The organism is Variovorax endophyticus, from assembly GCF_025376855.1.
GTDB lineage: Bacteria > Pseudomonadota > Gammaproteobacteria > Burkholderiales > Burkholderiaceae_C > Variovorax.
Genome location: NZ_JAHUTH010000048.1, coordinates 21,128 through 45,836, shown reverse-complemented (window position 1 = coordinate 45,836; position 24,709 = coordinate 21,128). Strand labels below are relative to the sequence as shown.

The 24,709-nt window shown below is 68.9% G+C and carries 24 protein-coding genes; 8 read left to right on the top strand and 16 right to left on the bottom strand.

The window, feature by feature from the left end; all coding sequences use genetic code 11:
- Window positions 1–201, top strand: a 201-nt coding sequence (locus KV106_RS37905; protein WP_261217306.1) for a hypothetical protein, incomplete at its 5' end; no start/stop codon positions are given.
- Here KV106_RS37905 and KV106_RS37900 read toward each other — a convergent pair.
- From KV106_RS37900 to hppD, 5 genes are all read right to left on the bottom strand, one after another.
- On the bottom strand, window positions 172–1,101 hold the full coding sequence (locus KV106_RS37900) for an MBL fold metallo-hydrolase (RefSeq protein WP_261217303.1): 930 nt from the start codon (window positions 1,099–1,101) through the stop codon (window positions 172–174). The genes KV106_RS37905 and KV106_RS37900 overlap by 30 nt on opposite strands.
- Window positions 1,102–2,799: an AMP-binding protein gene (locus KV106_RS37895; RefSeq protein ID WP_261217301.1), complete on the bottom strand. Its 1,698-nt coding sequence runs from the start codon at window positions 2,797–2,799 to the stop codon at window positions 1,102–1,104.
- Window positions 2,800–2,910: 111 nt separating this feature from the next.
- The gene (phhA, locus tag KV106_RS37890; RefSeq protein ID WP_057597006.1) at window positions 2,911–3,783 is read right to left on the bottom strand and encodes a phenylalanine 4-monooxygenase; all 873 of its coding nucleotides are present in this window, start codon (window positions 3,781–3,783) and stop codon (window positions 2,911–2,913) included.
- A 14-nt stretch (window positions 3,784–3,797) separates the two neighbouring features.
- Entirely contained in the window at window positions 3,798–4,604 is an 807-nt protein-coding gene (locus KV106_RS37885; RefSeq protein WP_261217298.1) for a transporter substrate-binding domain-containing protein, read from the bottom strand.
- Window positions 4,605–4,633: 29 nt separating this feature from the next.
- Complete coding sequence (gene hppD, locus KV106_RS37880; protein ID WP_057597001.1) at window positions 4,634–5,761, bottom strand: 4-hydroxyphenylpyruvate dioxygenase; 1,128 nt, start codon at window positions 5,759–5,761, stop codon at window positions 4,634–4,636.
- 148 nt (window positions 5,762–5,909) lie between these two features.
- Here hppD and KV106_RS37875 point away from each other — a divergent pair, with 148 nt between their 5' ends.
- The 4 genes from KV106_RS37875 (at window position 5,910) to lnt (ending at window position 9,743) form a co-directional block, all read left to right on the top strand.
- Window positions 5,910–6,383: an Lrp/AsnC family transcriptional regulator gene (locus tag KV106_RS37875; protein WP_261217297.1), complete on the top strand. Its 474-nt coding sequence runs from the start codon at window positions 5,910–5,912 to the stop codon at window positions 6,381–6,383.
- Between the two features lie 109 nt (window positions 6,384–6,492).
- Complete coding sequence (locus KV106_RS37870) at window positions 6,493–7,221, top strand: GNAT family N-acetyltransferase (RefSeq protein WP_261217295.1); 729 nt, start codon at window positions 6,493–6,495, stop codon at window positions 7,219–7,221.
- 120 nt (window positions 7,222–7,341) lie between these two features.
- Window positions 7,342–8,220, top strand: coding sequence for an HlyC/CorC family transporter (locus KV106_RS37865; RefSeq protein WP_261217293.1), 879 nt, complete (start codon window positions 7,342–7,344; stop codon window positions 8,218–8,220).
- Window positions 8,220–9,743, top strand: a complete 1,524-nt coding sequence (gene lnt, locus KV106_RS37860) for an apolipoprotein N-acyltransferase (protein WP_261217290.1) — start codon at window positions 8,220–8,222, stop codon at window positions 9,741–9,743. The genes KV106_RS37865 and lnt overlap by 1 nt, the downstream gene beginning before the upstream one ends.
- Before the next feature lies 1 nt (window position 9,744).
- On the opposite strand, the gene KV106_RS37855 is transcribed toward lnt, so the two are convergent.
- From KV106_RS37855 to KV106_RS37820, 8 genes are all read right to left on the bottom strand, one after another.
- Window positions 9,745–11,124 carry an FAD-binding oxidoreductase gene (locus tag KV106_RS37855; protein WP_261217284.1) on the bottom strand — a complete coding sequence of 460 codons (1,380 nt, stop codon included), beginning with the start codon at window positions 11,122–11,124 and terminating at the stop codon, window positions 9,745–9,747.
- A 7-nt stretch (window positions 11,125–11,131) separates the two neighbouring features.
- Window positions 11,132–11,935: an ABC transporter permease gene (locus tag KV106_RS37850; RefSeq protein WP_057596990.1), complete on the bottom strand. Its 804-nt coding sequence runs from the start codon at window positions 11,933–11,935 to the stop codon at window positions 11,132–11,134.
- Window positions 11,932–12,762, bottom strand: a complete 831-nt coding sequence (locus KV106_RS37845) for an ABC transporter ATP-binding protein (protein ID WP_261217281.1) — start codon at window positions 12,760–12,762, stop codon at window positions 11,932–11,934. Before KV106_RS37845 ends, KV106_RS37850 begins: the two co-directional genes overlap by 4 nt.
- Window positions 12,763–12,775: 13 nt before the next feature.
- Window positions 12,776–13,756, bottom strand: coding sequence for an ABC transporter substrate-binding protein (locus KV106_RS37840; RefSeq protein ID WP_261217279.1), 981 nt, complete (start codon window positions 13,754–13,756; stop codon window positions 12,776–12,778).
- A gap of 64 nt (window positions 13,757–13,820) precedes the next feature.
- The gene (locus tag KV106_RS37835; RefSeq protein WP_093348298.1) at window positions 13,821–14,684 is read right to left on the bottom strand and encodes a creatininase family protein; all 864 of its coding nucleotides are present in this window, start codon (window positions 14,682–14,684) and stop codon (window positions 13,821–13,823) included.
- 40 nt (window positions 14,685–14,724) lie between these two features.
- The gene (locus KV106_RS37830) at window positions 14,725–15,996 is read right to left on the bottom strand and encodes an amidohydrolase family protein (protein ID WP_261217276.1); all 1,272 of its coding nucleotides are present in this window, start codon (window positions 15,994–15,996) and stop codon (window positions 14,725–14,727) included.
- Window positions 15,993–16,580, bottom strand: a complete 588-nt coding sequence (locus tag KV106_RS37825) for an NAD(P)H-dependent oxidoreductase (RefSeq protein WP_261217275.1) — start codon at window positions 16,578–16,580, stop codon at window positions 15,993–15,995. The genes KV106_RS37830 and KV106_RS37825 overlap by 4 nt, the downstream gene beginning before the upstream one ends.
- 124 nt (window positions 16,581–16,704) lie before the next feature.
- Window positions 16,705–17,385, bottom strand: a complete 681-nt coding sequence (locus KV106_RS37820; RefSeq protein WP_172705738.1) for a TetR/AcrR family transcriptional regulator — start codon at window positions 17,383–17,385, stop codon at window positions 16,705–16,707.
- A 161-nt stretch (window positions 17,386–17,546) separates the two neighbouring features.
- On the opposite strand from KV106_RS37820, the gene KV106_RS37815 reads away from it, so the two are divergent.
- Window positions 17,547–18,617 (top strand): asparaginase, encoded by a 1,071-nt coding sequence (locus KV106_RS37815; RefSeq protein WP_057596982.1) that lies wholly within the window; start codon window positions 17,547–17,549, stop codon window positions 18,615–18,617.
- A 79-nt stretch (window positions 18,618–18,696) separates the two neighbouring features.
- On the opposite strand, the gene KV106_RS37810 is transcribed toward KV106_RS37815, so the two are convergent.
- Genes KV106_RS37810 through KV106_RS37800 form a run of 3 tightly spaced genes read right to left on the bottom strand, consistent with a single transcriptional unit; the run spans window position 18,697 to window position 21,372 of the window.
- Entirely contained in the window at window positions 18,697–19,557 is an 861-nt protein-coding gene (locus KV106_RS37810; RefSeq protein WP_261217271.1) for a phosphatase PAP2 family protein, read from the bottom strand.
- Window positions 19,558–19,567: 10 nt separating this feature from the next.
- Entirely contained in the window at window positions 19,568–20,386 is an 819-nt protein-coding gene (locus tag KV106_RS37805; protein ID WP_261217270.1) for a metallophosphoesterase family protein, read from the bottom strand.
- Window positions 20,383–21,372 (bottom strand): diacylglycerol/lipid kinase family protein, encoded by a 990-nt coding sequence (locus KV106_RS37800; protein ID WP_057597928.1) that lies wholly within the window; start codon window positions 21,370–21,372, stop codon window positions 20,383–20,385. The genes KV106_RS37805 and KV106_RS37800 overlap by 4 nt, the downstream gene beginning before the upstream one ends.
- Window positions 21,373–21,643: 271 nt before the next feature.
- Between KV106_RS37800 and glyQ the strand changes: the two genes are divergently transcribed.
- The gene (gene glyQ, locus KV106_RS37795; RefSeq protein WP_057596589.1) at window positions 21,644–22,552 is read left to right on the top strand and encodes a glycine--tRNA ligase subunit alpha; all 909 of its coding nucleotides are present in this window, start codon (window positions 21,644–21,646) and stop codon (window positions 22,550–22,552) included.
- Window positions 22,553–22,567: 15 nt separating this feature from the next.
- Window positions 22,568–24,700 (top strand): glycine--tRNA ligase subunit beta, encoded by a 2,133-nt coding sequence (gene glyS / locus KV106_RS37790; RefSeq protein WP_261217266.1) that lies wholly within the window; start codon window positions 22,568–22,570, stop codon window positions 24,698–24,700.
- The last annotated feature ends 9 nt before the right edge of the window (window positions 24,701–24,709 follow it).

The window sequence follows — 24,709 nt, the reverse complement described above, 5'->3', positions numbered from 1 at the left end:
GATAGTGCGGGTTCCCGTGTGAAAGTAGGTCATCGTCAGGCTATTACAGCCAAAAAAGCCCCAACCAAAACGGTTGGGGCTTTTTTCTTTGCGCAAGCAAAAGCAACGCAGAAGCAAAAAACAAAAAGCGCATCGCTTGAAACGATGCGCTTTTTTATTGGCAAATTCAATTCAGAGATTCCGGATTTCGTATTCGGTTAATTCAGCCGCTTTTGCCGCGACGAGCTCGCCCAGGATCTCCTGTGCCAAGACATCCAGTGCTACACCCTGGAAGAACCGCGCGCACACCATGGCCAGATAAGGCGTCTCGCGCACCCAAGCCATCCAATCCGAGCGCGACATCCTCTGCTTTTCCAGCAGCTTGAACTTGATCAGTACCTTGATCGCATGCCGCGCATGCTTTGCGGGATCCCGCTGCAGCCCCTCGAGCCGTCGCCGCGCCACCTTCAACGCACCTGCCACGTCCGTGAAGATCGTTCCGTGTCCCGGAATCACGATCAATGGCGCCAGGCGCTCGATCAGATCCAGGGTGACCCCCATCTCTCCAAACGACGGTTCGCCCTTCAGTTCCGGAAAAGCGATGCCGAACCCGTTCTCCCACAGCGCATCCGCCGACACCAAGGTCCGCGACACAGGCTCGAAAAGAATGACCGAGTGCGGATCGTGACCAGGCGCCGCATGAATCTGCCAGTGCAGCCCGCCGACCTCGCGCTCCGTCCCAGGCTGCAGCAGCCCTGAGGCGCGAAACCGAGGGCAGCTCTGCCCCGTCGCCCGGAAGCTCAGCGCTTCTTCATCCCAGCGCTCCACCAGCGCCGCCTCGCCCGGCGGGATCTCGATGCGAAGGGCCGGATAGCGCGCCTGCAGCGCCGCATTCCCGCCGCAATGGTCGCTGTGCAGGTGCGTGTTGAGCACCCGGTCCAACTGCCGCCCGTCCAATGCCGACTCGACCAGCGCCACCGTCTGCTCGGCATGCGCCACATAGCCGGTATCGATCAGCGCCGTCTCATCGGCGCCGATCGCGAGGATGTTGTTGGAAGACAGCCACCCACGCTCGAGCACGACGACATTCGCCGGCAACCCGGCGACCGCCGCCGCGCTCATTCAATGGCCCGCGGAGGCGGTGGTGCGGAGTTCGCGGCGCAGGATCTTGCCGACGTTGGTCTTGGGCAGCGCATCGCGAAACTCGATGTGCCGTGGGCGCTTGTAGCCGGTGAGTTGTCCATTGCAGTATTGCAGCACAGCCTCCTCGGTCAGGCTCGGGTCCTTGCGCACCACGAAGACCTTGATCGCCTCGCCCTGCTTCTCGTCGGGCACGCCGATGGCCGCGCATTCCACCACGCCGGGGCACAGCGAGATCACGTTCTCGAGCTCGTTCGGGAACACGTTGAAGCCGCTGACCAGGATCATGTCCTTCTTGCGGTCGACGATGCGGCTGTAGCCGTCCTCCTGCATCACGGCGACGTCGCCGGTGCGCATGAAGCCGTCGGCGGTGAAGGCCGCCGCCGTCTCGGCCGGCTGGTTGTAGTAGCCCTTCATCACGTTCGGGCCCTTGATACAGAGCTCGCCCGATTCGCCGATCGGCATCGAATTGCCCTCATCGTCCTTGATCGCGATCTCGATGCTCGGCAACGGCAGGCCGATGGTGCCGGTGAACCTGGTGTTCGACACCGGGTTGTTGGTGCCGATCGCGCAGGTCTCGCTCATGCCCCAGCCTTCGATCATGGGGCAGCCGGTGGCCTCGAACCAGCGCTTCGCCGTGCCTTCCGAGGCCGCCATGCCGCCGGCCTGCGAGACGAACAGCGTCGAGAAGTCGATGGTCTTGAACTCGGGATGCATCAACAGCGCGTTGAACAGCGTGTTCACCGCCGGCAGCATGTGGAAGGGCCGCTTCTTCAGCACCGCGATGAACTTGTCGAAGTCGCGCGGGTTCGGCACCAGCGTCATGTGCGAACCCTGGCGGATCACGAGCAGGCACAGCGTGAGCGCGAAGATGTGATACAGCGGCAGCGCCGCGATGCTGTTGACCTTCGCGAGGTCGCCCGCGCGCGCGAGCGCCGGCGTGAACCAGGCCTCGGCCTGCAGGGTGGCGGCCACGATGTTGCGATGCGTGAGCACCGCACCCTTCGACAGTCCGGTCGTGCCGCCCGTGTACTGCAGGAAGGCGATCGAATCGAGCGTGCTCTTGTCGGCTGCCAGCGTGCGGCCGCGTCCTTCGGCGAGCGCCTGCGAGAACGGCGTGACCGTGCGGCCATCGCTCAGCGGCAGCTTGAACGGCGGCACCATCTTCTTCAGATGCCGCACCGCGAGCGTGATCCAGCTGCCGTAGAGGCCGCCGAGCAGGTCGCCCATCGCGGTGATGACCACGTGCTTCACGGGCGTCTTCTCGATCACCTGCTCGAGCGTGGAGGCGAAGTTCTCGAGGATCACGATCGCGGTCGCGCCCGAGTCCTTGAGCTGGTGCTCGAGCTCGCGCGCGGTGTACAGCGGATTGACGTTCACGCAGGTGTAGCCGGCGCGCAGCACGGCACACATGGTGACGGCGAACTGCGGGATGTTCGGCAGCATGATCGCCACGCGCGCGCCGGGCTCGAGCCCTCGCGATTGCAGCCAGGCGCCGAGCGCCTTCGACTGCGCATCGAGCTCGCCGTACGACATCCAGCGTTCCATGCACACCGAGAACGGGCGGTCGGCATAGCGGCCGAAAGCCTCGTCGAACATGTGGGAAAGCGATCGGTACTGCTCGGGATCGATCTCGTGCGGTACGCCGGCCGGATAGTGCTGTCGCGCGGATGTCTGCATGCAAGCTCCTTTGGCGCGGATTGTGGGAGCCGCACAGGACAAGCGACCAGCGGGCTTGTCCTAGGTAAATGCATCGGCTGTCGCCTGCGCGATAGCTGCCGAGAAGAAAGCTCAGGCCTTGCCGGATTCGCCGGGCTGCAGCACGCCTGCGGGAATGTCGGCCGCGGTTTCCAGCGCCCGGTACAGCGGCGCGAAGTCGGGCTCGGTCAGGTCGAACAACTGCGCGAAGCTGTCGATGACGAAGTAGTTGGCCTGGTAGGTGTCGATCTTGTAGAGCGTGCGCATGGTGCGCAGCAGGTCGAGCGGCAGCCGCAGCGGCTCGTTCGAGCGCACCGCGTGCTGCAGCTCGCCGACCGAGCTCAGGATGCCGGCGCCATAGGCGCGCAGTCCATCGGGCTGGCGGATCAGCCCGAACTCCACCGTGTACCAGTACAGCCGCGCGAGCTTCTCGCCGGCATCGAGTTCATGGGCCTTGATGCCGCCGGCGCCATAGCGCTGCACGTAGTCCGCGAAGGTCGGGTCGAACAGCATCGGCACGTGCCCGAACAGGTCGTGGAACACGTCGGGCTCGACGATGTAGTTGAACTCCTCGGGCTTGCGGATCCAGTCGGTGACCGGAAACTTTCGGTTCGCGAGCAGCGTGAAGAAGGGCAGCTCGGGAATCAGCCCTGGCACCGCCACGATCTCCCAGCCGGTGGCCTTGTGCAGCCGCTCGTTGAGCTCCTCGAAGCGCGGGATGCGGTCCTTCACACCCAGCAGCGGCAGCGCCTTGATGAAGGCATCGCAGGCCAGCCCCGGCAGTTGCGCGGCCTGGCGTTCGTAGAGCCGCTTGTAGGTGTCGTGGTCGGCCGCCGTGTAGCTGGCCCAGTCCTGCGCGCAGGTGTAGTCGGCCTGCACCGTGCCTCCGCGCGAGTAGTCGCCGCGCGGCGGGCGATCGGAGGCGCCGTAGACGGCGGGCGTGACGACGGTGGCAGGGATGTCCATGGGTGCTTCGGTGATTACTTGAGCCAGCGGTCCATGACGCGCTGGAACTCGCCGCCGGCCTGCTGAAGGTGCAGCCATTGGTCGACATAGGCCTTGAAGGCCACGTCGTCGCGCGGCAGCATCCAGGCCATTTCGCCGTATTGCAGCGGCTTGTCGGGATGGATCGCGCACAGGCCCGGCTTGAGCTTCTGCTGCACGATCGCCTCGGCCGACTCGGTCACGAACACGTCGGCGCGATTGGCGAGGATCTCGTCGAAGATCGTCACGTTCTCGCCGTGCAGCGTGAGCCGGGCCTGCTTGAAGTTGGTGCGGGCGAAGCGCTCGTTGCTGCCGCCCGGATTGAAGATGACGCGCGTGGCGGGCTTGTCGATGTCGGCCACGCTCTGGTACTTGGCCACGTCGGCGCAGCGCGCGATCGGCGTCTTGCCGTTGACCATGTAGGGCGCGCTGAAGAAGGCGCGCTTCTGGCGGTCGGTGGTCACCGACACGCCGCCCACGGCGATGTCGCACTTGCCGGCCGCGAGGTCGGGCAGCAGGTTGGCCCAGGTGGTCTTGATCCACTCGGGCTTCGCGCCCAGGCTGCTGCTGAAGCCGGCCATCAGGTCGACGTCGATGCCTTCGAACGAGGCATCGGCCTTCTGGAAGCTGAACGGCCGGTAGTCGCCCGGCGTGCAGACGCGCAGCACGGCCGCCTTCTGCACGCTGTCGAGGTGCGAGCCCGCGGCGACGCCGGCCGGCGCGCCTCCCGGCCCCGCCGCGCATCCCGAGAGAACGACCGCCGCGGCGAGGGTGGTCAGGCCGATCGAGAGGATGTTGCGCATGCGGAGCTCCTGGAGGGTGGAAGGAGCGCTTATTTTGCGGCGGTCAGCACGCCGCGGCGCATCTGGTCGAGCTCGATGCTCTCGAACAGCGCCTTGAAGTTGCCGTTGCCGAAGCCGTCGTCGCCCTTGCGCTGGATGAACTCGAAGAAGATCGGGCCGAGCTGGTTCTCGCTGAAGATCTGCAGCAGCAGCGCGTCCTTCTTGCCGTCGATCAGGATCTTGCGCTTCTGCAGCTCTTCGACGCTCTCGCCGTGGCCCGGGATGCGCTTGTCGACCAGCTCATAGTAGGTATCGATGGTGTCCAGCAGGGTCACGCCCTTGGCGCGCAGCGCGTCGACCGTCTGGTAGAGGTCGTCCGAGCCCATCGCGATGTGCTGGATGCCTTCGCCCTTGTACATGTCCAGGTACTCCTGGATCTGGCCGGCCTGTTCCTTGCCCTCTTCGTTGATCGGGATGCGGATCTTGCCGCAGGGGCTGGTCATGGCCTTGCTCTTCACGCCGGTGACCTGGCCCTCGATGTCGAAGTACTTGATCTCGCGGAAGTTGAACAGCTTCTCGTAGAAGCCGGCCCAGGTGTTCATGCGGCCGCGGTAGACGTTGTGCGTCAGGTGGTCGATGTAGGTCAGGCCGTTGCCCTTGGTGGTCAGGGCGTCCTGCGAGGCCACGCCCGGCAGCGGTTCGAAGTCCACGTCGTAGAAGCCGATGTTGCCGATGTCGCCGGGCTTCGCGCCGTTCTTGCCGGGCCAGCGGTCGACCAGGTAGATCAGGCTGTCGCCGATGCCCTTGATGGCGGGAATGTTCAGCTCGCCCGGGCCGGCCTTGTCGGCGAAACCCCAGGCGCCCAGCGAGGTGGCGCGCTCGTAGGCGGCCTTGGCGTCGTGCACGCGGAAGGCGATGGCGCACACGCTCGGGCCGTGCTCGCGCGCGAAGCGCTGCGCGAACGAATCGGGCTCGGCATTCAGGATGAAATTGATCTCGCCCTGGCGGTACAGCAGCACGTTCTTGTGGCGGTGCTTGGCGATGGCCGTGAAGCCCATGCGCTCGAAGACCTTGCCCATGGCGACCGGATCGGGTGCCGCGTATTCGATGAATTCAAAGCCGTCGGTGCCCATGGGGTTGTCCCAGGGCGTGAAGGCGGGCGCGTCGGCGTGGCTCATGGCAGTCTCCGAAGAAGTGGGGATCGAGGGGAAGGAAAAGGATGGCGGCTCGGCCAGTGCAGCAATGTAGGTCGATTGCCGCTCATGATTTCAGCGTTTGCGGGCGCCTTCTTTGGTCATGTTGCAGGAAAAGTGCAAAAATACAATGATGGAAGCACTCGACAAGATAGATCGGATGATTCTGCGCACGCTGCAAGCAGATGGCCGCGCCACCTACGACCAGATCGCCGAGCAGGTCAGCCTCTCGCCCAGCGCCGTGCTGCGGCGGGTCAAGCGGCTCGAGGAGCAGCGCGTGATCGACCGCTACGTGGCGCTGGTCAAGCCCGAGGCCGTCGGGCTGGGGCTTACGGCCTATCTCAACGTGCGGCTCGAAAAGCACACCGAGAGCCACAAGCGCAACCCCATGGACCTGTTCCGCGCCAGCGTGCAGACCTGGCCCGAGGTCGTCGAGTGCGCCGCCCTCACGGGCGAGATGGACTACCTGCTGCGCGTGGTCGTGGCCGACATGGCCCACTACAGCCGCTTCATCATGGACACCCTGCTCAAGCACCCGAGCGTGCAGGACTGCAAGACCAGTTTCGTGCTCGACCGTGTCAAAGCCACCACAGCCGTGCCGGTCTAGACAGGAAAAAGTTGCTCCATGCACACGCTTTCGGGTATTGATTCACAAATGAGTCACGAAAGTGTCCCGTCGGGCTTGCGGGTTAAGGGAAAACCCTTACATTCAAGCCATGCTTACCGCCAAGGACCTCCTCAGGGCATCCCTCGGCCTCGGCTCTTTTCTGAAGGCGCCGATGGTTGAGGCCCAGCCACGCGCCGCCACCGCGCCGCAGCCCGTCATGGTGCCGATCCGCTCGATCGGCCCGCGCGAACGCGACCGCATCGCCAGCCACCTGCTGGCGCTCAGCGCCCACGACCGCTACCTGCGCTTCGGCTATGCCGCGGGCGACGAGCAGGTGCAGCGCTATGTCGACGGCCTCGACTTCGACCGCGACGAGCTGTTCGGCATCTACAACCGCAAGCTCGAGCTGATCGCGATGGCCCACCTGGCCTTCGCGCCCGACCACCAGCCCAGCGACTGCGCCGAATTCGGCGTTTCCGTCTCGGCCCATGCCCGCGGACGCGGCTATGGCGCCCGGCTGTTCGAGCGTGCCGTGGTCGTGGCGCGCAACGAGGGCGTGGGCATGCTGTTCATCCATGCGCTCAGCGAGAACGCCGCGATGCTCAAGATCGCGCGCAACGCCGGCGCCACCGTGGTGCGCAGCGGTTCCGAATCGGAAGCCCACCTGCAGCTGCCGAGCGCCACCTTCGACAGCCGCATGAGCGAGATCGCGCTCGAGCACTACGCGGCGGTCGACTTCCACCTCAAGACGCGCGCCAAGCAGTTCTGGGCCTTCCTCGCGAGCCTGCAGGAAGTTCGCAGTGGCGTGCGCGACGCCCGCGGCAAATCAGCGCAGTAAGGCCCTCGAGCGTCCGGGCCCGGTCCGGGAACGCTCCTTGCATACCCCCAGGTGGACCCGGTAGAGCCTGTCACATGCAATCCGGTATCCTTGCACTCCCCCCAACTACGCCCTCCCGCAGTGGCCGAACCTCACCCTGAACGCGCACCCGTCGAACGGGAAGACAAGCGCGGCTTTCTCCAGAAGCTCGCCGAATTCATCCATCCCGGTCCGGACTCGCGCGACGAGCTGATCGAAACCCTGGCGGATGCCGAAGACAACCAGGTGATCGGCGCCGAATCGCGCGTGATGCTCGAAGGCGTGCTGCGCATGGCCGACATGACGGCCGGCGACGTGATGGTCGCGGCGCCGCGCATGGACCTGGTGAACATCGACGCGCCCTACGACGCGCTGCTGCACCTGGTCATCGACACCGCGCACTCGCGCTTCCCAGTGTACGAGGGCGAGAAGGAAAACATCATCGGCATCCTGCTCGCGAAGGACCTGCTCAAGCTGCAGCGCGCGCCGGGCCTGAACATCCGCGCGCTGCTGCGGCCCGCCACCTTCGTTCCCGAGAGCAAGGGCTTGAACGACCTGCTGCGCGAGTTCCGCGGCAACCGCAACCACCTGGCGATCGTCATCGACGAGTTCGGCCGCGTGGCCGGCCTGATCACCATCGAGGACGTGCTCGAGCAGATCGTCGGCGAGATCGAGGACGAGTTCGACATCGCCGAGGACGAGGGCGACATCTTCGGCCTGGCCGACCACACCTACCGCGTCTCGGGCGACACGCCGATCGAGCGCGTGGCCGAGGCCTTCGGCATCGTGTTCGACGAGGAACAGCTCAGCGAGGACTTCGACACCATCGGCGGCCTGATCGCGCACGAGATGGGCCACGTGCCCAAGCGCGGCGAGCACCATGCGATCGGCGGCTTCGACTTCGTGGTGCTGCACACCAAGGGCGGCGCGGTGCGCTGGTTCAAGGTGTCGCCGGCCCGCGGCGGCGACGCGGCCGAGTGATGCGCGCCGCACTGCTGGCCCTGGCCTTCCTGCTGGCCGGACTGGCGCAGGCCGCCTCGATCGCCATGCCCGGCTCGGGCCGGCCGCTGTGGCTGCTGCAACTGGTGTCGCTCGGCGTCCTTGCCTTCGGGCTGCGTCGGCTGCGCGACGAGAACGCGGGCTGGCGCCGCGCCGGATTGCATGCCTGGCTGTTCTCCACCGCCTGGCTCAGCGGCACCTTCTGGTGGCTCTTCATCTCGATGCACACCTACGGCGGCCTCGCCGCGCCGCTGGCCGCGATCGCGGTGCTCGCACTCGCCGCCGCGCTCGGCCTGTACTACGCCCTGGCCGGCGCCTGGTTCGTGCGGCGCGGTCCGCGCGGCACGGTCACCGGCGCGCTGGTCTTTGCCGCGCTGTGGACGCTGGCCGAACTGGTGCGCGGCAGCTGGTTCACCGGCTTCCCCTGGGGCGCGGGCGGCTATGCCCATGTCGAGGGCCCGCTCTCGGGCTGGGCGCCGTGGATCGGTGTCTACGGCATCGGTGCCGTGGCCGCCCTGGCCGCCGCGCTGGTCGCGCTGGCTCGGCCCGCGGCCCGCGCCGAACTCGCGGGCGCCGCGTTGCTGGTTGCGGTCGCGTTCGGCTTTCCGCTCGTGGCCCAGCCCTCGCGCGGCGAAGCCGCGGGCACGCTGCAGGTCGCGCTGCTGCAGGGCAACATCGCGCAGGACGAGAAGTTCGTTCCCAACGGCGGCATCGAGAACGCGCTGCGCTGGTACGGCGAACAGCTGCGCGATGCCAGGGCCTCGCTGGTGGTCACGCCCGAGACCGCGATCCCGCTGCTGCCGCAGCAACTGCCCGCGGGCTACCTCGAGGCGATCCAGGCGCGCTATGCGAGCGGCAGCCAGGCGGCCGTGGTCGGCCTGCCGCTGGGCGACCGCCAGGGCTACACCAACACCGTGCTCGGCTTCCGGCCCGGCGCCGCCTCGGCCTACGCCTACAGCAAGCACCACCTCGTGCCCTTCGGCGAGTTCATTCCCTTCGGCTTCCGCTGGTTCATCGACATGATGAGCATCCCGCTCGGCGACTTCCGCAGCGGCGGCCTCGCGCAGCCCGCGCTCGCCTGGCAGGGCCAGCGCATCGCGCCGAACATCTGCTACGAGGACTTGTTCGGCGACGAGATCGGCGCCAACTTCCGCGACGCGGCGACGGCACCGACCATCCTGCTCAACGTGAGCAACATCGCCTGGTTCGGCGATTCGATCGCCATCGACCAGCATCTCGCGATCTCGCGCATGCGCGCGCTCGAGTTCGCGCGGCCGATGGTGCGCGCCACCAACACCGGCGCCACCGTGGTCATCGACGCCGAGGGCCGCGTGACCCATGCGCTGCCGCGGCTCACGCGCGGCGTGCTCGAGGCCCCGGTCGAGGGCCGCACCGGCCTCACGCCCTATGCGCGCTGGGTCGCGCACCTCGGGCTGTGGCCGCTGTGGGGGCTGGCCTGCGCGATCGTCGCGGTCGCCTTCGTGCGGCGTCGCCGCGCGGCCTGACTCAGGCCGCCACCGCGGCCGCGCGCGGCTTCACCGGCCAGTCGCGCAGCTTGCCGGGGTTCAGCAGGCCCAGCGGATCGAAGCGCCGCTTCACGGCGATCACCTCGGGCGGCAGCGGCCCGCCGGCCTTGCCGTCCTCGACGATGTTCACGTGCGGGTTGTTGATGTGCACCTCGTGCTCGCGGTGGATCTGCATGATCTCCTGCAGCCGTTCCTCGGTGCTGAAGCGCACCAGCTGCAGGCCGCTGCAGGTCATCAGGCCCGCCACGTTGCGGATGAACTCCAAGTGCATCATCACCTCGCCGCCGAGCAGCTTCTCCATCTCGATGACCTGCGCCACGTGGCGCCCCGGCACGAAGCCGCTCTGCAGGTAGGTCAGGGTCGGGTCGACCTTGAGCGCGTGCAGCGTCGTGTGGTTCCAGGTGAATTCCATCAGGGTGCGGTTGCTCTTCTGCACCTCGGCCGCGGTCTTGCGGTAGCTCACCGTGCCGCCGAAGCTCTCGACCAGCTGCAGCAGCGCCGGCTCGCTGGCCTCGGCCACCAGCGACAGCACCGTGTGGCAGCCCTTGGGCAGGTGCGCCGCGAGCTGCGCCAGGTGGTCGGAGATCGGCGCCGCATAGAACGACACCTCGCGCTTCACGATGCCCGGCGCGTTCGCGAGCCGGTCGGCGAAGTTCAGCGCGCCCTCGAAATCGGAGAAGGTCACGAGCGTCTCGAGCCACGGATGCGCGGGCGCCAGCGCGACCTCGAGTTCGAGCACCAGCCCGTTGGTGCCCCACAGGTGATGCATGCGCATCGCCTCGGCGCCGCGCAGCTCGACCACCTGGGGTTCGGCCTCGATGGTCATCGCGCGGATGCCGAGCACGTTGCCCGGCGCGCCCAGCGGCCCGTAGTTGATCGAGCCCACGCCGCCGAAGCCGCCGCCGAACAGGCCGCCGAGCGTGGCGCTGCGGTAGGTCGAGGGCACGCAGCGCATCTCCTGGCCGCTGGGCCGGGTCTGCTTCTCGAGCTCGCCCAGGCGGATGCCGGCCTGCGCGCGCGCCACGCCGGGCCGTACCCAGAGGCAGGCGTTGTAGCCGGTCATGTCGAGCACCACGCCGCCGGCCAGCGGGGTGGTCTGGCCGTAGTTGCCGGTGCCGCTGCCGCGCACCGTGATCGGCACGCCGTGGCGCGCGCAGGCGCCGACCACCGCGCGGATCTCGTCCTCGCTGCGCGGGCGCACCACCACCTCGGCATGCTTGCCCTCGAGCTGGCGCTTGAGCACCGGGCTGAACCAGGAGAAGTCCTGCGACAGCCGCACGACGCGGCCCTCGTCGGTGATCCAGTCGAGGTCGGGGAGTTCGAGCAGCAGTGGCCCGATGGAGGATTCTTGTGCGTTCATGTTGGGATCAGTCCTGGGAAAGTTCGCTCGCATGCCACGAGCCCAGCGCCACCTTGGTGAGCCAGGCCATCAGCACGAAGAGCGCGACGCCGGTGAGGGAAATCAGCAGCAGCGCGGCGAACATCCGCGGGATGTTCAGCTGGAAGCCCGCCTGCAGGATCTGGTAGGCCAGTCCCGCGCCCGAGCCGCCGGTGCCGGCCACGAACTCCGCCACCACCGCGCCGATCAGCGCGAGGCCGCTGGAGATGCGCAGGCCGCCGAAGAAGTAGGGCAGCGCGCTCGGGATGCGCAGCCGCACCAGTTGCTGCCAGCGCGTGGCGCGGTTGAGCTTGAAGTAGCTCTGCAGGTCGGGGTCGATGCTGCGCAGGCCCAGCGTGGTGTTGCTGATGATCGGGAACAGCGCCACCAGCGCCGCGCACACGGTCATCGCGGCCGTCGGGTTCTTGACCCAGATGATGATCAGCGGCGCCACCGCCACGATCGGCGTGACCTGCAGCAGCACGGCGTACGGAAAGAGCGCGGTCTCGATGCGCTTGCTCTGCACGAACAGGAACGAGATCAGCACGCCCGCCACCGTGGCGAGCACGAAGGACAGCACCGTGATCTTGAGCGTGACCAGGAGCGCGCTGCCCAGCGGCGCCCAGTCGGTCACCAGCGTCTGCAGCATCAGCCAGGGCGAGGGCACGAGGTAGGGCGGCAGCTCCATCGCCACCACCATCCATTGCCACAGCGCGATCAGCAGCAGGCCGATCGCCAGGGGGTAGAGCACGCGCTGCACGCGCGGCTGGCTCAGCAGCGGCGTGCGGCTCATCGCGCGTGCTCCTCGTCGGCATGGCTGGCGCGCAGCAGGCTGTCCTGCAGCCGCTTGGCATGGCGCGCGAATTCGGGCGTGACCATGAAGTCGGCGCTGCGCGGATAGGGTTCGTCGATCTGGAACTGCTCGACCACGCGGCCGGGCCGCGCGGCCATCATCACCACGCGGCTCGATAGGAACACGGCCTCGTGGATCGAGTGCGTCACGAAGATCACCGTGAGCTTCTTCTTGCGCCAGAGCTCGAGCAGGTCGGCGTCGAGCTTGTGGCGCGTGATCTCGTCGAGCGCGCCGAAGGGCTCGTCCATCAGCAGCAGCTCGGGCTGCGTGACCAGCCCGCGCGCGATCGACACCCGCATCTGCATGCCGCCCGAGAGCGCGCGCGGCAGTGCGCCCGCGAACTTCTCGAGGCCCACCAGCGCCAGCGACTCCATCACGCGCGCATCGGCCTCCTTGCGCGGCACGCCGGCCAGGTCGAGCGGCAGCCGCACGTTGGTCTGCACGCTGGCCCAGGGCATCAGCGTGGGCGACTGGAACACGAAGGACATCCGGCGCGCGCTGTCGTGCAGCTGGCTCACCGGCTTGCGCCACACCAGCAACCGGCCGTCGCTGGGCTCGAGCATGCCCGCCACCATCTTGAGCAGCGTGCTCTTGCCGCAGCCCGAGGGGCCGAGCAGCGTGACGAACTCGCCCTCGGCGATCGACAGGTCGACCGGCAGGAGCGCCTGTGTGCCGTTGGGATAGGTCTTCTCGGCCGAGAGCACTTCCACCGCGGGCACGGCAGGCACCGTCGGCGGCGCGAGGGTGTGGGGGTCGATGCGGTTCATGGCGTGGCGACGGTCAGGGCAGCACCTTCGCGTCCTTCACGAACTCGGTCGTGTAGGTCTTCGCGAGCTCGACCTTGGCCGGGTCGAGCAGCTTGGCGCTCACGAGGAAGTCGTAGCTGGCCTTGGCGCGCGCATCGGTCATCACGCCGATGCCGAGCTTGCCGGCGTCGCCGCCCGTGATCATTCCCATCTCCTTGAGCTTGGCCACGCTGTAGGCGAGCTGGTCGTCGGTCATGTTGGGGTTGTCCTTCTTGATCAGCGCGTTGGCGGACGCGGGATCGGCGAGGTAGCTCTTCCAGCCTTCGGCCGAGGCCTTGACGAAGGCCGCGACCTGCTTGCCGCGCTCCTTCACCGTCTTCTCCATGCACGACACCGTGGTGGCATAGGCCGGGAAGCCGTGGTCGCTGAACATCAGCACCGTGCTCTTCACGCCGGCCTTCTGGATCGCGTAGGGCTCGGAGGTCAGGTAGCCCTGCTGCGCCGTGTTCCTGTCGGCGACGAAGGGCTGGATGTTGAAGGTGTAGGGCCGGGTCTGCTCGTCCTTGAGGCCGAACTTGGCCTTGAGCCACGGCCAGTAGCCGCGATTGGCCTGCGCGCCGATCAGCAGCGTCTTGCCCTTGAGGTCCTCGAAGCTCTTCACGTCGTCGTGCGCGATCAGCACCTGCGGGTCCTTCTGGAAGAAGGCCGCCACGTTGACCACCGGCACGCCGCCCTCGCGCACCTGCATCATCTGGATGTCGCTCGAGCCCATGATGCAGTCGGCCTGGCCGGCCGCCATCATCTGCGTGATGTTGACCTGCGGGCCGCCCATCTTGATGGTCACGTCGAGGCCGTACTTCTTGTAGATGCCCTGCGCCACGGCCTGGTAGAAGCCGCCGTGCTCGGCCTGCGCGTACCAGTTGGTCATGTAGGTGAACTTGTCCTCGGCCTGCGCGGGCGCGGCGAGGAAGGCGATGGCGGCGGCGCCGGCCAGGGACAGTGCGAAGGAGCGCATGGGAGGACCTCTCTAGGGCGTGGGTGAAGAAAAAGGGAAAGACGGGCCGATGCAAGAAGCAGGCTCAGGCCGGCGCGAAGGACTGCTGCACGAAGCCCTGCTGGTGGCCGCGCTCCCAGGTGGCTTCCTCGCGCACCACCCAGCGCAGCGCATGCAGCTCGGTCAGCGCCTGCACCCAGCTGTCGGACAGCGTGTCGAGGATCGCCTCGCCCTGCTCGCGCGTGGCGGTGGTCGGGTCGCCGATCACGCCGCTGGGGCCGAAGTCGCGCGCGGTCCAGGCGCAGGCCGGGCGGCCGTCGGCCGACAGCAGCTTGATCGGAAACGGCGGCGGGAAGTTGGCCACCGCGCGTTCCATGTGCACCGTCTCGGGCGCGAGCGCGAGCATCAGCGCGGTCTCGGAATGGCCGGCATGCATCGCGAGCTTCTTCTCCTGCTCGCTGACCTGCTTGCTGGCCGCGCTCGGCAGGCGCGACACGCCGTGCGGCACCACCACGAAGTCGCCATGGCGCAGCCGCAGCTCGCGCGCCGCCATCTCGAGCACCTGCGGTTGGCCGCCGTGGCCGTTGGCGAACAGCAGCTTGCGAAAGCCCGCGCGGTAGACCGACTCGCCGATCTCGGTCACGGTCGACAGCAGCGTGGTGCCGGTCAGCGTCATCGTGCCCGGGAAGTGCAGGTGCTCTTCCGACTTGCCGTAGGTGATGGTGGGCAGCGCGAAGGCGCGCACCTCGGCCGGCAGCTTCTCGAGCGCCTTGCCCATCACGCCCGAGCTGATCACGCTGTCGACCGAGCACGGCAGGTGCGGGCCGTGCTGCTCGATCGCGCCGCAGGGCAGCACGATGACCGTGTTCTCGCGGTCGGGCAGCGCGGCGATCTCGGTCCAGCTCAGGTAGGGCAGGAAGCGGTGGGGAGGGATGTAGCCGTGGAGCATGGGGGCGGTCCTTGGAGTGGTTCTGTTCGTCGAAGAGGGTTCAGGCGTGCCAGGTCACCGGCACCTCGCCGTGCGCGACGCGGCCCGCGCGCAGCACCACGCGCGATGCGCTGCGCGAGGGCCAGCCGAAGCGGTCGGCCGCGCCGAAGAGCACGAGGTCGGCGGGTGCGCCGACGAGCGTCGGGCGTTGCACGGTGGCGTCGCGGCGCAGCCAGTCGGCGCGGCACAGCGCCTGCGACCAGGTCTCGAACGGCTCGTCGAGCTGCGCCACCAGCGCGGCCGTGCCCAGCGCTTCCACCGGATCGAAGCTGCCGAGCCGGCAGAACGGGTCCTGCACGTTGTCGCTCGCGAACAGCAGCGGGATGCCGCGCTCGCGGGCCTCCTTCACCAGCGTGATGCCGCGCCGGCGCGGCGTGCGGCCGGTCACGGCGTCCTGCAGCAGCAGGTTGGTGGCGGGCAGCGAGACCACCGTGATCGGCGCGCGCGCCACCGCGTCGAGCGTGGCGAGCGCCTGCGCCTCGGGCTGTTCCGCGAGCGCGCAGACGTGGCCGCAGACCACGCGGCCCTCGTAGCCGATCTCGGCCAGGATGCGCGCGGTGGCCGCCAGGCCCGTGGCCGAGGCATTGAGCTCCTCGTCCACGTGCAGGTCGATGTCGAGCTCGCAGGCCTGCGCCGAGCGCAGCAGGTTGCGCAGCGCGTTCTCGCTCCAGTTGGTGGAATGCACGAAGCCGCCGAGCAGCGCATGCGGCCCGGTGGCCTTCACCTGCTTCGCGAGCCGCAGCGCCTGCGCCGCGTCCTCGAACAGCGGCAGCTTGATCAGGCTCACCTGCTCGAGCCGCACGCGGCCTTTCCATTCCTGCGCCAGCTCGGCCATCACGGGCCAGGCCATCGGCAGGGCATCGGGCTCCCACCAGTCGACATGCGTGCGCACGTGCGTGGTGCCGCATTCCCAGGCCCATTGCAGGCCGCGCGCCGCGCGTTCGCGCACGTCGGCGGGCGTCCAGTTCACGCGGTCGGCCAGCATCGCGTCGATGGCGCCGAGCAGGCCCGGCTGCACCGCCTTCATGCGCGGCAGCGTGAAGACCTTGTCGAGGTGCGTGTGGGCGTCGACGAAGCCCGGCAGCGCGAGCGTGCCGCCGAGGTCCCAGCCCGCGGCGGGCGTCGGGGCATCGTCCGCGGGGCGCAGCGACTGCACGCGGCCGCCCTCGATCGCGAGCCGTGCGAGCACCGCCACGCCGTCGCGCTGCGGCCAGTCGGCCGGCAGCAGCCAGCGCGGCAGGCGCAGCCGGTCGAGCAGCACGGGCGCGCTCATGCGAAGCGCGCCATGGCGTTGCCGACCTTGGCCATGAAGCGCTTGAGCTGGGGCTCGGTCGCCACGTTCATGTGGTAGTGGGCGTGGTAGTCGACCCGGGCGCCATGCCCGGTCAGCCGTTTCATGTAGCGCGTGACGATCTTGCGCGGCGGGTCGCCCATGTACATCGCCACCCAGCGCGGCCGGCCGTAGGTGACCACGGCGCTGATGCGCTTGATGTGCGTGAGCATCGGCTTCACGTTGGCGGGGTCGCTGATGTCGAAGGCCACGCCGGGCATGAAGAGCCGGTCGAAGTAGCCCTTGAGCATGGCCGGCAGGCCGAAGCACCAGGTCGGGAAGCAGAACACGATGCCCTCGGCCCACCGCAGCCGCTCGACGTAGGGCTTGAGCGGCAGCTGGTTGGCCGGCACCTCGTGGTAGCCCAGCCGCTCCTCGCGCGAGAGCACCGGATCGAAGCCCTCGGCATAGAGGTCGCAGTCGTCCACCTCGTGGCCGGCCGCGCGCAGGTTCTTCAACACCTCCTGGTGCAGGGCGGCATGGAAGCTGGTTTCGACCGGATGGCAGTAGACGACGAGCACGCGCATGGTGTTTGACCGCTTAATCAGAGCAAGTGGTCAGGTTTAGCAAGCGACGTGCCAGCGCGGGCGCACCGGATTGGGGCCGGTGCGGTTTTGGAGGGGAGCAATGCGCCCGGAAGGCGCGTGAGTGCTAGCTTGCGCGGATGCCGCAGCCGGCCAGCACGAAGGCCACCAGCTCGCGCGCGATCGGCTCGCGGTCGATCGGCGCGTCGCTCGGCAGGCCCAGCATCACGCGCGTCTGGATCGCGTAGTCGGCGTAGCTCTGGGTCATGGCCCAGACGTGCATCAGCAGGATGCGCGCATCGAGCGGGCGCATCTGGCCGCGCGCGATCCAGCCGTTGATGATGTCGACCTTCTTCTGCGTCCAGGCGCGCGCATTGGGCCAGTAGCGGTCGAGATTGCGGCCGCCGTCGAGGATCTCGCGCGTGAAGATGCGCGACATCTCGGGGCTGTCGATCGCATGGTCGAGCTTCTTGCGGATGTAGTCGCCGAGCACCGTCGCCGGGTCGCTCGCGTCCTCGAACGAGAACACCACCTTCCACGCATGCAGCACCTGCATCAGCAGTTCTTCGTACAGCTCTTCCTTGCCGACGATGTAGTAGTGCAGCTGCGGCTTGGTGAGGCCGGCGCGCGCCGCGATGGCCTGGGTCGAGGTGCCCTTCAGGCCGTGCAGGCTGAACTCCGCGATCGCCGCGGCGCGGATCGCCGCCATGATGCGCTCGCGGCCCGGGCGCGCGCGCGACAGCGGCCCGTCGGGCGCGGGCATTTCCTGGGCGGTCGAGACGGGAAGGGCGGCGGAATCGGCGTTCATGGCGAGGGCGTGGCGCGGCGTGCGCGCGTTGGATGGTAATGCCTGCTTCCTCGCAGCCGCATGACCGCATGCCATGCCGGCATGGCCGCGCCGGGCAGCCGGGCATGGTTCATGTATCTTCTCGCCGCCTCGAAAAATTCATTCAACACAAGGAGTTCTCCATGTACCTTTCCCCCCGCTTCAGGGCCCTCGCGGCCGGTGCCGCGATGCTGGCGGCCAGCGCGCTCGCGCAGGCGCAGCAGGCGCTTCCCAACGTGGTGATCCTGGCCACCGGCGGCACCATCGCGGGCGCGGGCGCCTCGGCCGTCAACAGCGCCACCTACGCGGCCGCCAAGGTCGGCGTCGACAAGCTGATCGCGGGCCTGCCCGAGCTCTCCAAGGTCGCCAACGTGCGCGGCGAACAGGTGTTCCAGGTCGCCTCCGAGAGCCTCACCAACGACAACCTGCTCACGCTCGCCCGGCGTGTGTCGGCGCTGTCCAAGCAGAGCGACGTCGACGGCATCGTGATCACGCACGGCACCGACACGCTGGAAGAAACCGCCTACTTCCTGACCCTGACCGTGCACACGCCCAAGCCGATCGTGGTGGTCGGCTCGATGCGTCCGGGCACCGCGCTGTCGGCCGACGGCGCGCTCAACCTGTACGACGCCGTGACGGTGGCCGGCAGCAAGGACGCCGCGGGCAAGGGCGTGCTGGTGACGATGAACGACAACATCGACACCGCGCGCGACGTGAGCAAGAGCGTGAACATCAAGACCAGCGCCTTCTCGAGCCAGTGGGGCCCGCTGGGCATGGTGGTCGAGGGCAAGAACTACTGGTTCCGCGCGCCGGTCAAGCGCCACACCATGTTCTCGGAGTTCAACATCGACCAGATCAGCGCGCTGCCGCCGGTCGAGATCGCGATGGGCTACGAGGGCGTGTCCTCGACCGCCATCGACGCGCTCGCCAAGAGCGGCATCAAGGCGCTGATCCATGGCGGCACCGGCAACGGTTCGGTCGCCGACCGCATCGTGCCGAACCTGCAGAAGGTGCGCGCCGACGGCATCGTCGTCATCCGCAGCTCGCGCGTGCCCGACGGCTTCGTGATCCGCAATGCCGAGCAGCCCGACGACAAGTACGACTGGGTGGTGGCGCACGACCTGCGCCCGCAGAAGGCGCGCATCCTCGCGATGGTCGCGCTGACCAAGACCAGCGACACCAAGGAACTGCAGCGCATCTTCTGGGAATACTGATCGCTCGATCCGCGCCGGTCGCCGGGGCCGCGTTCCTTCCGCAGGGGAGGGCGCGGCCTTTTTTTCATGGGCAAGGGTTTCAGCGCGCGCGCCGCCGCTGGCGGTGCCGCGCGAACTCCAGCCCGCCCACGCACACCAGCAGCCAGGCCAGCCCGGTCAGCAGGCCCGCCACCACGTCGCTCGCGAAGTGCACCTGCAGGAAGATCCGGCTGCAGGCGATGGTGACGATCGCGGCGGCGCCGGCCATCGCCGCCGCCACGTGCCAGCGCGGCGGCAGCAGGCGCAGCGCGAGATAGACCAGCATGCCGTAGCTCACGATCGCGCCCGCGCTGTGGCCGCTCGGGAAGCTGTAGCTGGTCTCGTGCGCCAGGCCGTGGTCGTGCAGCGGCCGGGCGCGCGCGAAGATCTGCTTGAGCGCCGGGTTCAGCAGCACGATGCCCACCAGCGCCATCGACCAGCCGAGCGCCAGGCCGCGGTGCGAGCGGTGCCACAGCAGCAGCGCCACCAGCACCGCCACCGGCGCCAGCGTGGCGAAGTCGCCGAGCCGCGTGAGCCAGCTGAACGCGAGGATCACGCCGTGCGGCATGTGCTGCGCGATCGCGTCGGTCAGTGCCTGGTCGGCCAGGCCCAGCGTGCGGCCGTCGCCGAGGTTCGAGGCGATCCAGGCGAACAGGCTGGAGGCACCGAGGATCGTCGCGAAGCCCAGCACCAGCGCGAACACCAGCCGGGGCTCGTCGGGTTCTTCTTCCGCGGCCAGCGCGAGCCGGCGGCGCTGCGCCATCCAGCAGGCCAGGCCGGCGGCCAGCACCGAGGCCAGCAGCAGCGAGAGGAAGCCGCCCAGCGCATGGGCGCCGAGCTGTTCGGCATGCGCGACCAGGGCGGGCGGGGTGGGGAGGGGAGAGGAAGAAAGGGAGGAAGGGACGGGGACTGCCGATGACATGCGGCGCACCCTAAAGCGGCGCCGCCGCGCTGGCAAGCGAAAGCCTTACGGCGTCGGCGAGCACGAAGGCCTGGCGCTCGGCTGCGTAGTCCCAGCGCTCGACCATGCAAGCGTGCGCGCCATCGTCGCGCCGCACCACGTTGACCGAGTTCGGATGCCCCGCGCGCACGCGCCACGACACCGCCGTGCCCGCCTGCACCGCCCACATCGGCCGCGGGACATCGACGAGGCATTCGTGCAGCGGCAACACGAAGGGCAGGTGGATGTGGCCGCCGAGCACCAGGTCGGCGCCGGCCTGGGCCCAGCGCGCCGCGGCGGCCTCGCCGCCATGCAGCCGGTTGCCGATGTCCTCGCGCCGCGTCACCGCCACCGGCTGGTGCGTGACCACCACACGCAGCTGCGAAGGCGTCGCCGCGGCGAGCCGTCGCGCCACGCGCTCGACCTGCGCGCGCGACACCTCGCCGTCCTCGTGGCGCCAGCGGCGCGTGGTCTTGACGCCGATCGCCAGCCAGCCGGGCAGGTCGACCACCGGCTCGAGCTCGTCGCCGAAGGCCTCGCTGTAGCGGCCGTAGGGCGCGAAGGCGCGCGCCGCGAGCTGGAACAGCGGGATGTCGTGGTTGCCCGGGATCGCCAGCAGCGCCCGCGGCGCCAGCCGGTCGACGAAGGCACGCGCGGCCGCGAACTGCGCGCGGGTGGCGCGCTGGGTGATGTCGCCCGACAGCACCAGCAGCTCGGGCGCGAGCTCGCGCGCCAGCCGCTCGAGCGCCGCCAGCACCGGCGGCTGCTCGGTGCCGAAGTGCGGGTCGGACACCTGCAGCAACACGCTCATTGCTTGGCCGCCTCGAGCTCGGGTGCCACGTCGGGCCGTATCAGCCACAGCGGCTCGGGCGAGACGCGGAACAGCAGCGGCATCTCGGCCCAGCCGATCTCGCCGTCGGTCGCCACCTTCACGCGCCGCGGGCCGCGGCTGCCCGCGCGGCCGATGCGCACCGTCATCGACTCGAAGGGAAAGCTCAGCACCTCGTCGGCCTCGCCGAGCCGCCCGAGCGCGCCGCGCAGCAGCAGCCCCGGCATCGACAGCAGGCCATGGGGCTTGAGCGCCACCGCCGCCAGCTGCCCCTGCTCGGGGGCGTCGGCATGCTCGATGCCGATCTGCAGCAACTGCAGCGGGTTGTTGCCCACGAACAGCGTGGGCGTGCGGATCGCGCGCTCCTGGCCGCGCCAGGCCATGCGCAGGTCGAGCGTGCGGTGGCCGCGCAGCACCGTGAGCAGGCCCGCGCCGAGCGCGATCAGGCGGTTGCGCCCGTAGCGCGACTTGTAGTGCTCGCGCTCCTCGAGCAGTTGGGCATACAGGCCCAGGCTGGCGTTGACCAGGAAGGCGCGGTCGTTGAGCAGTCCGACCTGCACCGGCCGCGGCGGCTGGGTCAGCAGCACTTCGAGCGCCTGCGCGGTGTCGCGCGGGATGCCGTGGGCGCGGCTGAAGTAGTTGAAGGTGCCCTGCGGCAGCACGCCGAAGGCGCAGCCGCTGCCCAGCGTGGCCTGGGCCACGGCATTGATCGTGCCGTCGCCGCCCGCGGCCACCACCACGCCGCCGGCGGCCCGCGCGCGCTCCACCGCCTCGCGCGCCAGCGCGCGCAGGCTGCCGGGGCCGTCGTCGGCGCTGCCGCGGTCGACCGTGAAGATGCGCAGCCGGCGGTCGGCCGCGGCGCAGCCTTCCTCGATGACCTCGCGGGCCTGGACGGCGTCCTCGCTGCCGGAGGCGGCGTTGAGCACGATGAAGAGCGGGGTGTTCGGGCCGGTCTCGGGCACTGGCATGGGGTCGTAGGGGGCTGGGGGCTCGTGGGAGGGAGTCGGATCGGCGCGGCGGGCGGGCGTTCCCGGCCGGCTGAAAAAGCGTCGACCGCGCGGCCGTGGAAGACAGGAGCCCGCGCGGACCCCGGTTTGTCGCACGGCTCGCGCCCGGTCCGTGGCAGGCGCCTTCCCGACCCGCTGTGGGAGAGTTGCCCTCCGCCCGTAAAATCGCGGGCTTTCGCGGCGCACCGCCGCGCTTTCGTCCAACGCCCGGCCGCGCCGGCCGGCACCCTTCATGTTGACCTTCCAGCAAATCATTCTCAAATTGCAGTCGTACTGGGCCGACAAGGGCTGCGCGCTGCTGCAACCGTACGACATGGAAGTGGGCGCGGGCACCTCGCACACCGCCACCTTCCTGCGCGCGCTCGGCCCCGAGCCCTGGAAGGCCGCCTACGTGCAGCCCAGCCGCCGCCCCAAGGACGGCCGCTACGGCGAGAACCCGAACCGCCTGCAGCACTACTACCAGTACCAGGTCGTGCTCAAGCCCGCGCCCGCGAACATCCTCGAGCTCTACCTCGGCAGCCTCGAGGCGCTGGGCTTCGACCTCAAGAAGAACGACATCCGCTTCGTCGAGGATGACTGGGAGAACCCCACGCTCGGCGCCTGGGGCCTGGGCTGGGAGGTCTGGCTCAACGGCATGGAGGTGACGCAGTTCACCTACTTCCAGCAGGTCGGCGGCATCGACTGCAAGCCGATCACCGGCGAGATCACCTACGGCCTCGAGCGCCTCGCGATGTACCTGCAGGGCGTGGACAACGTCTACAACCTCGTGTGGACCGAGGGCCTGAGCTACGGCGACGTCTACAAGCAGAACGAGGTCGAGCAGTCGACCTACAACTTCGAGCATTCCGATGCCGAGTTCCTGTTCACCGCCTTCGCCGCGCACGAGAAGCAGGCCAGGCACCTGATGGCCGAGCAGCTCGCGCTGCCGGCCTACGAGCAGGTGCTCAAGGCCGCGCACAGCTTCAACCTGCTCGACGCGCGCGGCGCGATCAGCGTGACCGAACGCGCGGCCTACATCGGCCGCATCCGCAACCTCGCGCGCAGCGTGGCGCAGAGCTACTACGACAGCCGGGAACGGCTGGGCTTCCCGATGGCACCGCGCGAATGGGTCGCGCAGATCGCACCGAAGAAGGCCGCCTGAGCGATGACGACCCCCATGAACAAGACCTCCCTGCTGGTTGAACTGTTTGTCGAAGAACTGCCGCCGAAGGCGCTGAAGAAGCTCGGCGAGGCCTTCGCGGGCGTGCTGCGCGAACAGCTAGTGGCCCAGGGCCTGGCCGAGGCCGGCTCGGTGCTCACGCCCTTCGCCTCGCCGCGCCGCCTGGCCGCGCATCTCACGCACGTGGCCGAGCGCGCCGCCGACAAGGCCGTCTCGCAGAAGCTGATGCCCGTGGCCGTGGGGCTCGATGCCTCGGGCCAGCCCACGCCCGCGCTGCTCAAGCGCCTGGGCGCGCTCGGCGCCGACGCCTCGGCCGTGCCCGGCCTCAAGCGCGCCATGGACGGCAAGGCCGAAGCCCTGTTCTACGAGAGCACCGCCAAGGGCGCCACCCTGGCCGAGGGCCTGCAGAAGGCGCTGGCCGAAGCCATCGCCAAGCTGCCGATCCCCAAGGTCATGAGCTACCAGCTCGAGAGCGGCTGCGAGCTGCCGGGCTGGAGCAGCGTGAGCTTCGTGCGCCCCGCGCACGGCCTGGTCGCGCTGCACGGCGATGCCGTGGTGGCGATCGAGGCGCTGGGCCTCAAGGCCGGCCGCGAAACGCATGGCCACCGCTTCGAGGCCGCGGTCGATCCCGTGGTGCTGCGCAATGCCGACAGCTACGCGCTGCAGCTGCGCGACGAAGGCGCGGTGATCGCGAGCTTCGAGGCGCGCCGCGCCGAGATCGCGCGCCAGCTCGCCGCGGCCGCGGTCCAGGTCGGTGGCGGCTCGGTGCCGATCCACGACGATGCGCTGCTCGACGAGGTGACGGCGCTGGTCGAGCGCCCCAACGTGCTGGTCTGCAGCTTCGAGCGCGAATTCCTCGAGGTGCCGCAGGAATGCCTGATCCTCACGATGAAGGCGAACCAGAAGTACTTCCCGCTGCTCGATGCGTCGAGCAAGCTCACCAACCGGTTCCTGGTCGTCAGCAACATCAGCCCCGACGATGCCAGCGCCGTCATCGGCGGCAACGAGCGCGTGGTGCGCCCGCGCCTGGCCGACGCCAAGTTCTTCTTCGACCAGGACCGCAAGAAGACGCTGGCCTCGCGCGTCGCGTCGCTGGGCAAGGTGGTCTATCACAACAAGCTCGGCACCCAGGGCGAGCGCGTGGAACGCGTGATGCGCATCGCGCGCGCCATCGCCGAGAAGCTCGGCGATGCCAACGTGGCGCGCCAGGCCGTGCAGGCCGCCCAGCTGGCCAAGGCCGACCTCGTGACCGACATGGTCGGCGAGTTCCCCGAGCTGCAGGGCATCATGGGCCGCTACTACGCGCTGCACGACGGCCTCGACGCGGCCGTGGCCGATGCCATCGAGGACCACTACAAGCCGCGCTTCGCGGGCGACGAACTGCCGCGCAACAGCGTGGGCCTGGTGGTCGCGCTGGCCGACAAGCTCGAGACCCTGGTCGGCATGTTCGGCATCGGCAACCTGCCCACCGGCGACCGCGATCCCTTCGCGCTGCGCCGCCATGCGCTCGGCACGATCCGCATGCTGATCGAGAAGAACCTGCCGCTGGACCTCGACGCGCTGCTGGCCGAGGCCGCCGCGCAGTTCCAGGGCATCGCGGGCTTCGATGCCTCCAAGGCCACGGTCGAGCTGCAGGACTTCATTCTCGACCGCCTCGCCGGCAGCCTGCGCGAGCAGGGCGCCAGCGCGCAGGAAGTCGATGCCGTGCTGGCCCCGCGCCCGCAGCGCCTGGGCCAGGTGCCCCAACTGCTCGCCGCCGTGCGCGCCTTCGCCGTGCTGCCCGCCGCCGCCGCGCTGGCCGCGGCCAACAAGCGCATCGGCAACATCCTCAAGAAGGCCCCCGAGGCCGACGCCCACGTCAGCGAGCTGCTGCTGCAGGAGCCCGCCGAGAAGGCGCTGCATGCCGCCATGGCGCAGGTGGTGCCCGCCGCCAACGCCCAGTTCGATGCCGGCGACTACACCGCCTCGCTGCAGACCCTGGCCGCGTTGCGCGAACCGGTCGATGCCTTCTTCGACGGCGTGATGGTCAATGCCGAGCAGGCCGACCTGCGGCTCAACCGGCTGGGGCTGCTGATGTCGCTGCATGCCGCGATGAACCGCGTGGCGCAGCTCGAGCGGCTGGCTGTCTGAAGACCGTCG

Excerpts from the sequence above, each read along its gene's own strand:
- KV106_RS37900 (WP_261217303.1), bottom strand. The coding sequence starts at position 1,101 with ATGAGCGCGGCGGCGGTCGCCGGGTTGCCGGCGAATGTCGTCGTGCTC.
- KV106_RS37895 (WP_261217301.1), bottom strand. The coding sequence starts at position 2,799 with ATGCAGACATCCGCGCGACAGCACTATCCGGCCGGCGTACCGCACGAG.
- phhA (WP_057597006.1), bottom strand. The coding sequence starts at position 3,783 with ATGGACATCCCTGCCACCGTCGTCACGCCCGCCGTCTACGGCGCCTCC.
- KV106_RS37885 (WP_261217298.1), bottom strand. The coding sequence starts at position 4,604 with ATGCGCAACATCCTCTCGATCGGCCTGACCACCCTCGCCGCGGCGGTC.
- hppD (WP_057597001.1), bottom strand. The coding sequence starts at position 5,761 with ATGAGCCACGCCGACGCGCCCGCCTTCACGCCCTGGGACAACCCCATG.
- KV106_RS37875 (WP_261217297.1), top strand. The coding sequence starts at position 5,910 with ATGGAAGCACTCGACAAGATAGATCGGATGATTCTGCGCACGCTGCAA.
- KV106_RS37870 (WP_261217295.1), top strand. The coding sequence starts at position 6,493 with ATGCTTACCGCCAAGGACCTCCTCAGGGCATCCCTCGGCCTCGGCTCT.
- lnt (WP_261217290.1), top strand. The coding sequence starts at position 8,220 with ATGCGCGCCGCACTGCTGGCCCTGGCCTTCCTGCTGGCCGGACTGGCG.
- KV106_RS37855 (WP_261217284.1), bottom strand. The coding sequence starts at position 11,124 with ATGAACGCACAAGAATCCTCCATCGGGCCACTGCTGCTCGAACTCCCC.
- KV106_RS37850 (WP_057596990.1), bottom strand. The coding sequence starts at position 11,935 with ATGAGCCGCACGCCGCTGCTGAGCCAGCCGCGCGTGCAGCGCGTGCTC.
- KV106_RS37845 (WP_261217281.1), bottom strand. The coding sequence starts at position 12,762 with ATGAACCGCATCGACCCCCACACCCTCGCGCCGCCGACGGTGCCTGCC.
- KV106_RS37840 (WP_261217279.1), bottom strand. The coding sequence starts at position 13,756 with ATGCGCTCCTTCGCACTGTCCCTGGCCGGCGCCGCCGCCATCGCCTTC.
- KV106_RS37835 (WP_093348298.1), bottom strand. The coding sequence starts at position 14,684 with ATGCTCCACGGCTACATCCCTCCCCACCGCTTCCTGCCCTACCTGAGC.
- KV106_RS37830 (WP_261217276.1), bottom strand. The coding sequence starts at position 15,996 with ATGAGCGCGCCCGTGCTGCTCGACCGGCTGCGCCTGCCGCGCTGGCTG.
- KV106_RS37825 (WP_261217275.1), bottom strand. The coding sequence starts at position 16,580 with ATGCGCGTGCTCGTCGTCTACTGCCATCCGGTCGAAACCAGCTTCCAT.
- KV106_RS37820 (WP_172705738.1), bottom strand. The coding sequence starts at position 17,385 with ATGAACGCCGATTCCGCCGCCCTTCCCGTCTCGACCGCCCAGGAAATG.
- KV106_RS37815 (WP_057596982.1), top strand. The coding sequence starts at position 17,547 with ATGTACCTTTCCCCCCGCTTCAGGGCCCTCGCGGCCGGTGCCGCGATG.
- KV106_RS37810 (WP_261217271.1), bottom strand. The coding sequence starts at position 19,557 with ATGTCATCGGCAGTCCCCGTCCCTTCCTCCCTTTCTTCCTCTCCCCTC.
- KV106_RS37805 (WP_261217270.1), bottom strand. The coding sequence starts at position 20,386 with ATGAGCGTGTTGCTGCAGGTGTCCGACCCGCACTTCGGCACCGAGCAG.
- KV106_RS37800 (WP_057597928.1), bottom strand. The coding sequence starts at position 21,372 with ATGCCAGTGCCCGAGACCGGCCCGAACACCCCGCTCTTCATCGTGCTC.
- glyQ (WP_057596589.1), top strand. The coding sequence starts at position 21,644 with ATGTTGACCTTCCAGCAAATCATTCTCAAATTGCAGTCGTACTGGGCC.
- glyS (WP_261217266.1), top strand. The coding sequence starts at position 22,568 with ATGAACAAGACCTCCCTGCTGGTTGAACTGTTTGTCGAAGAACTGCCG.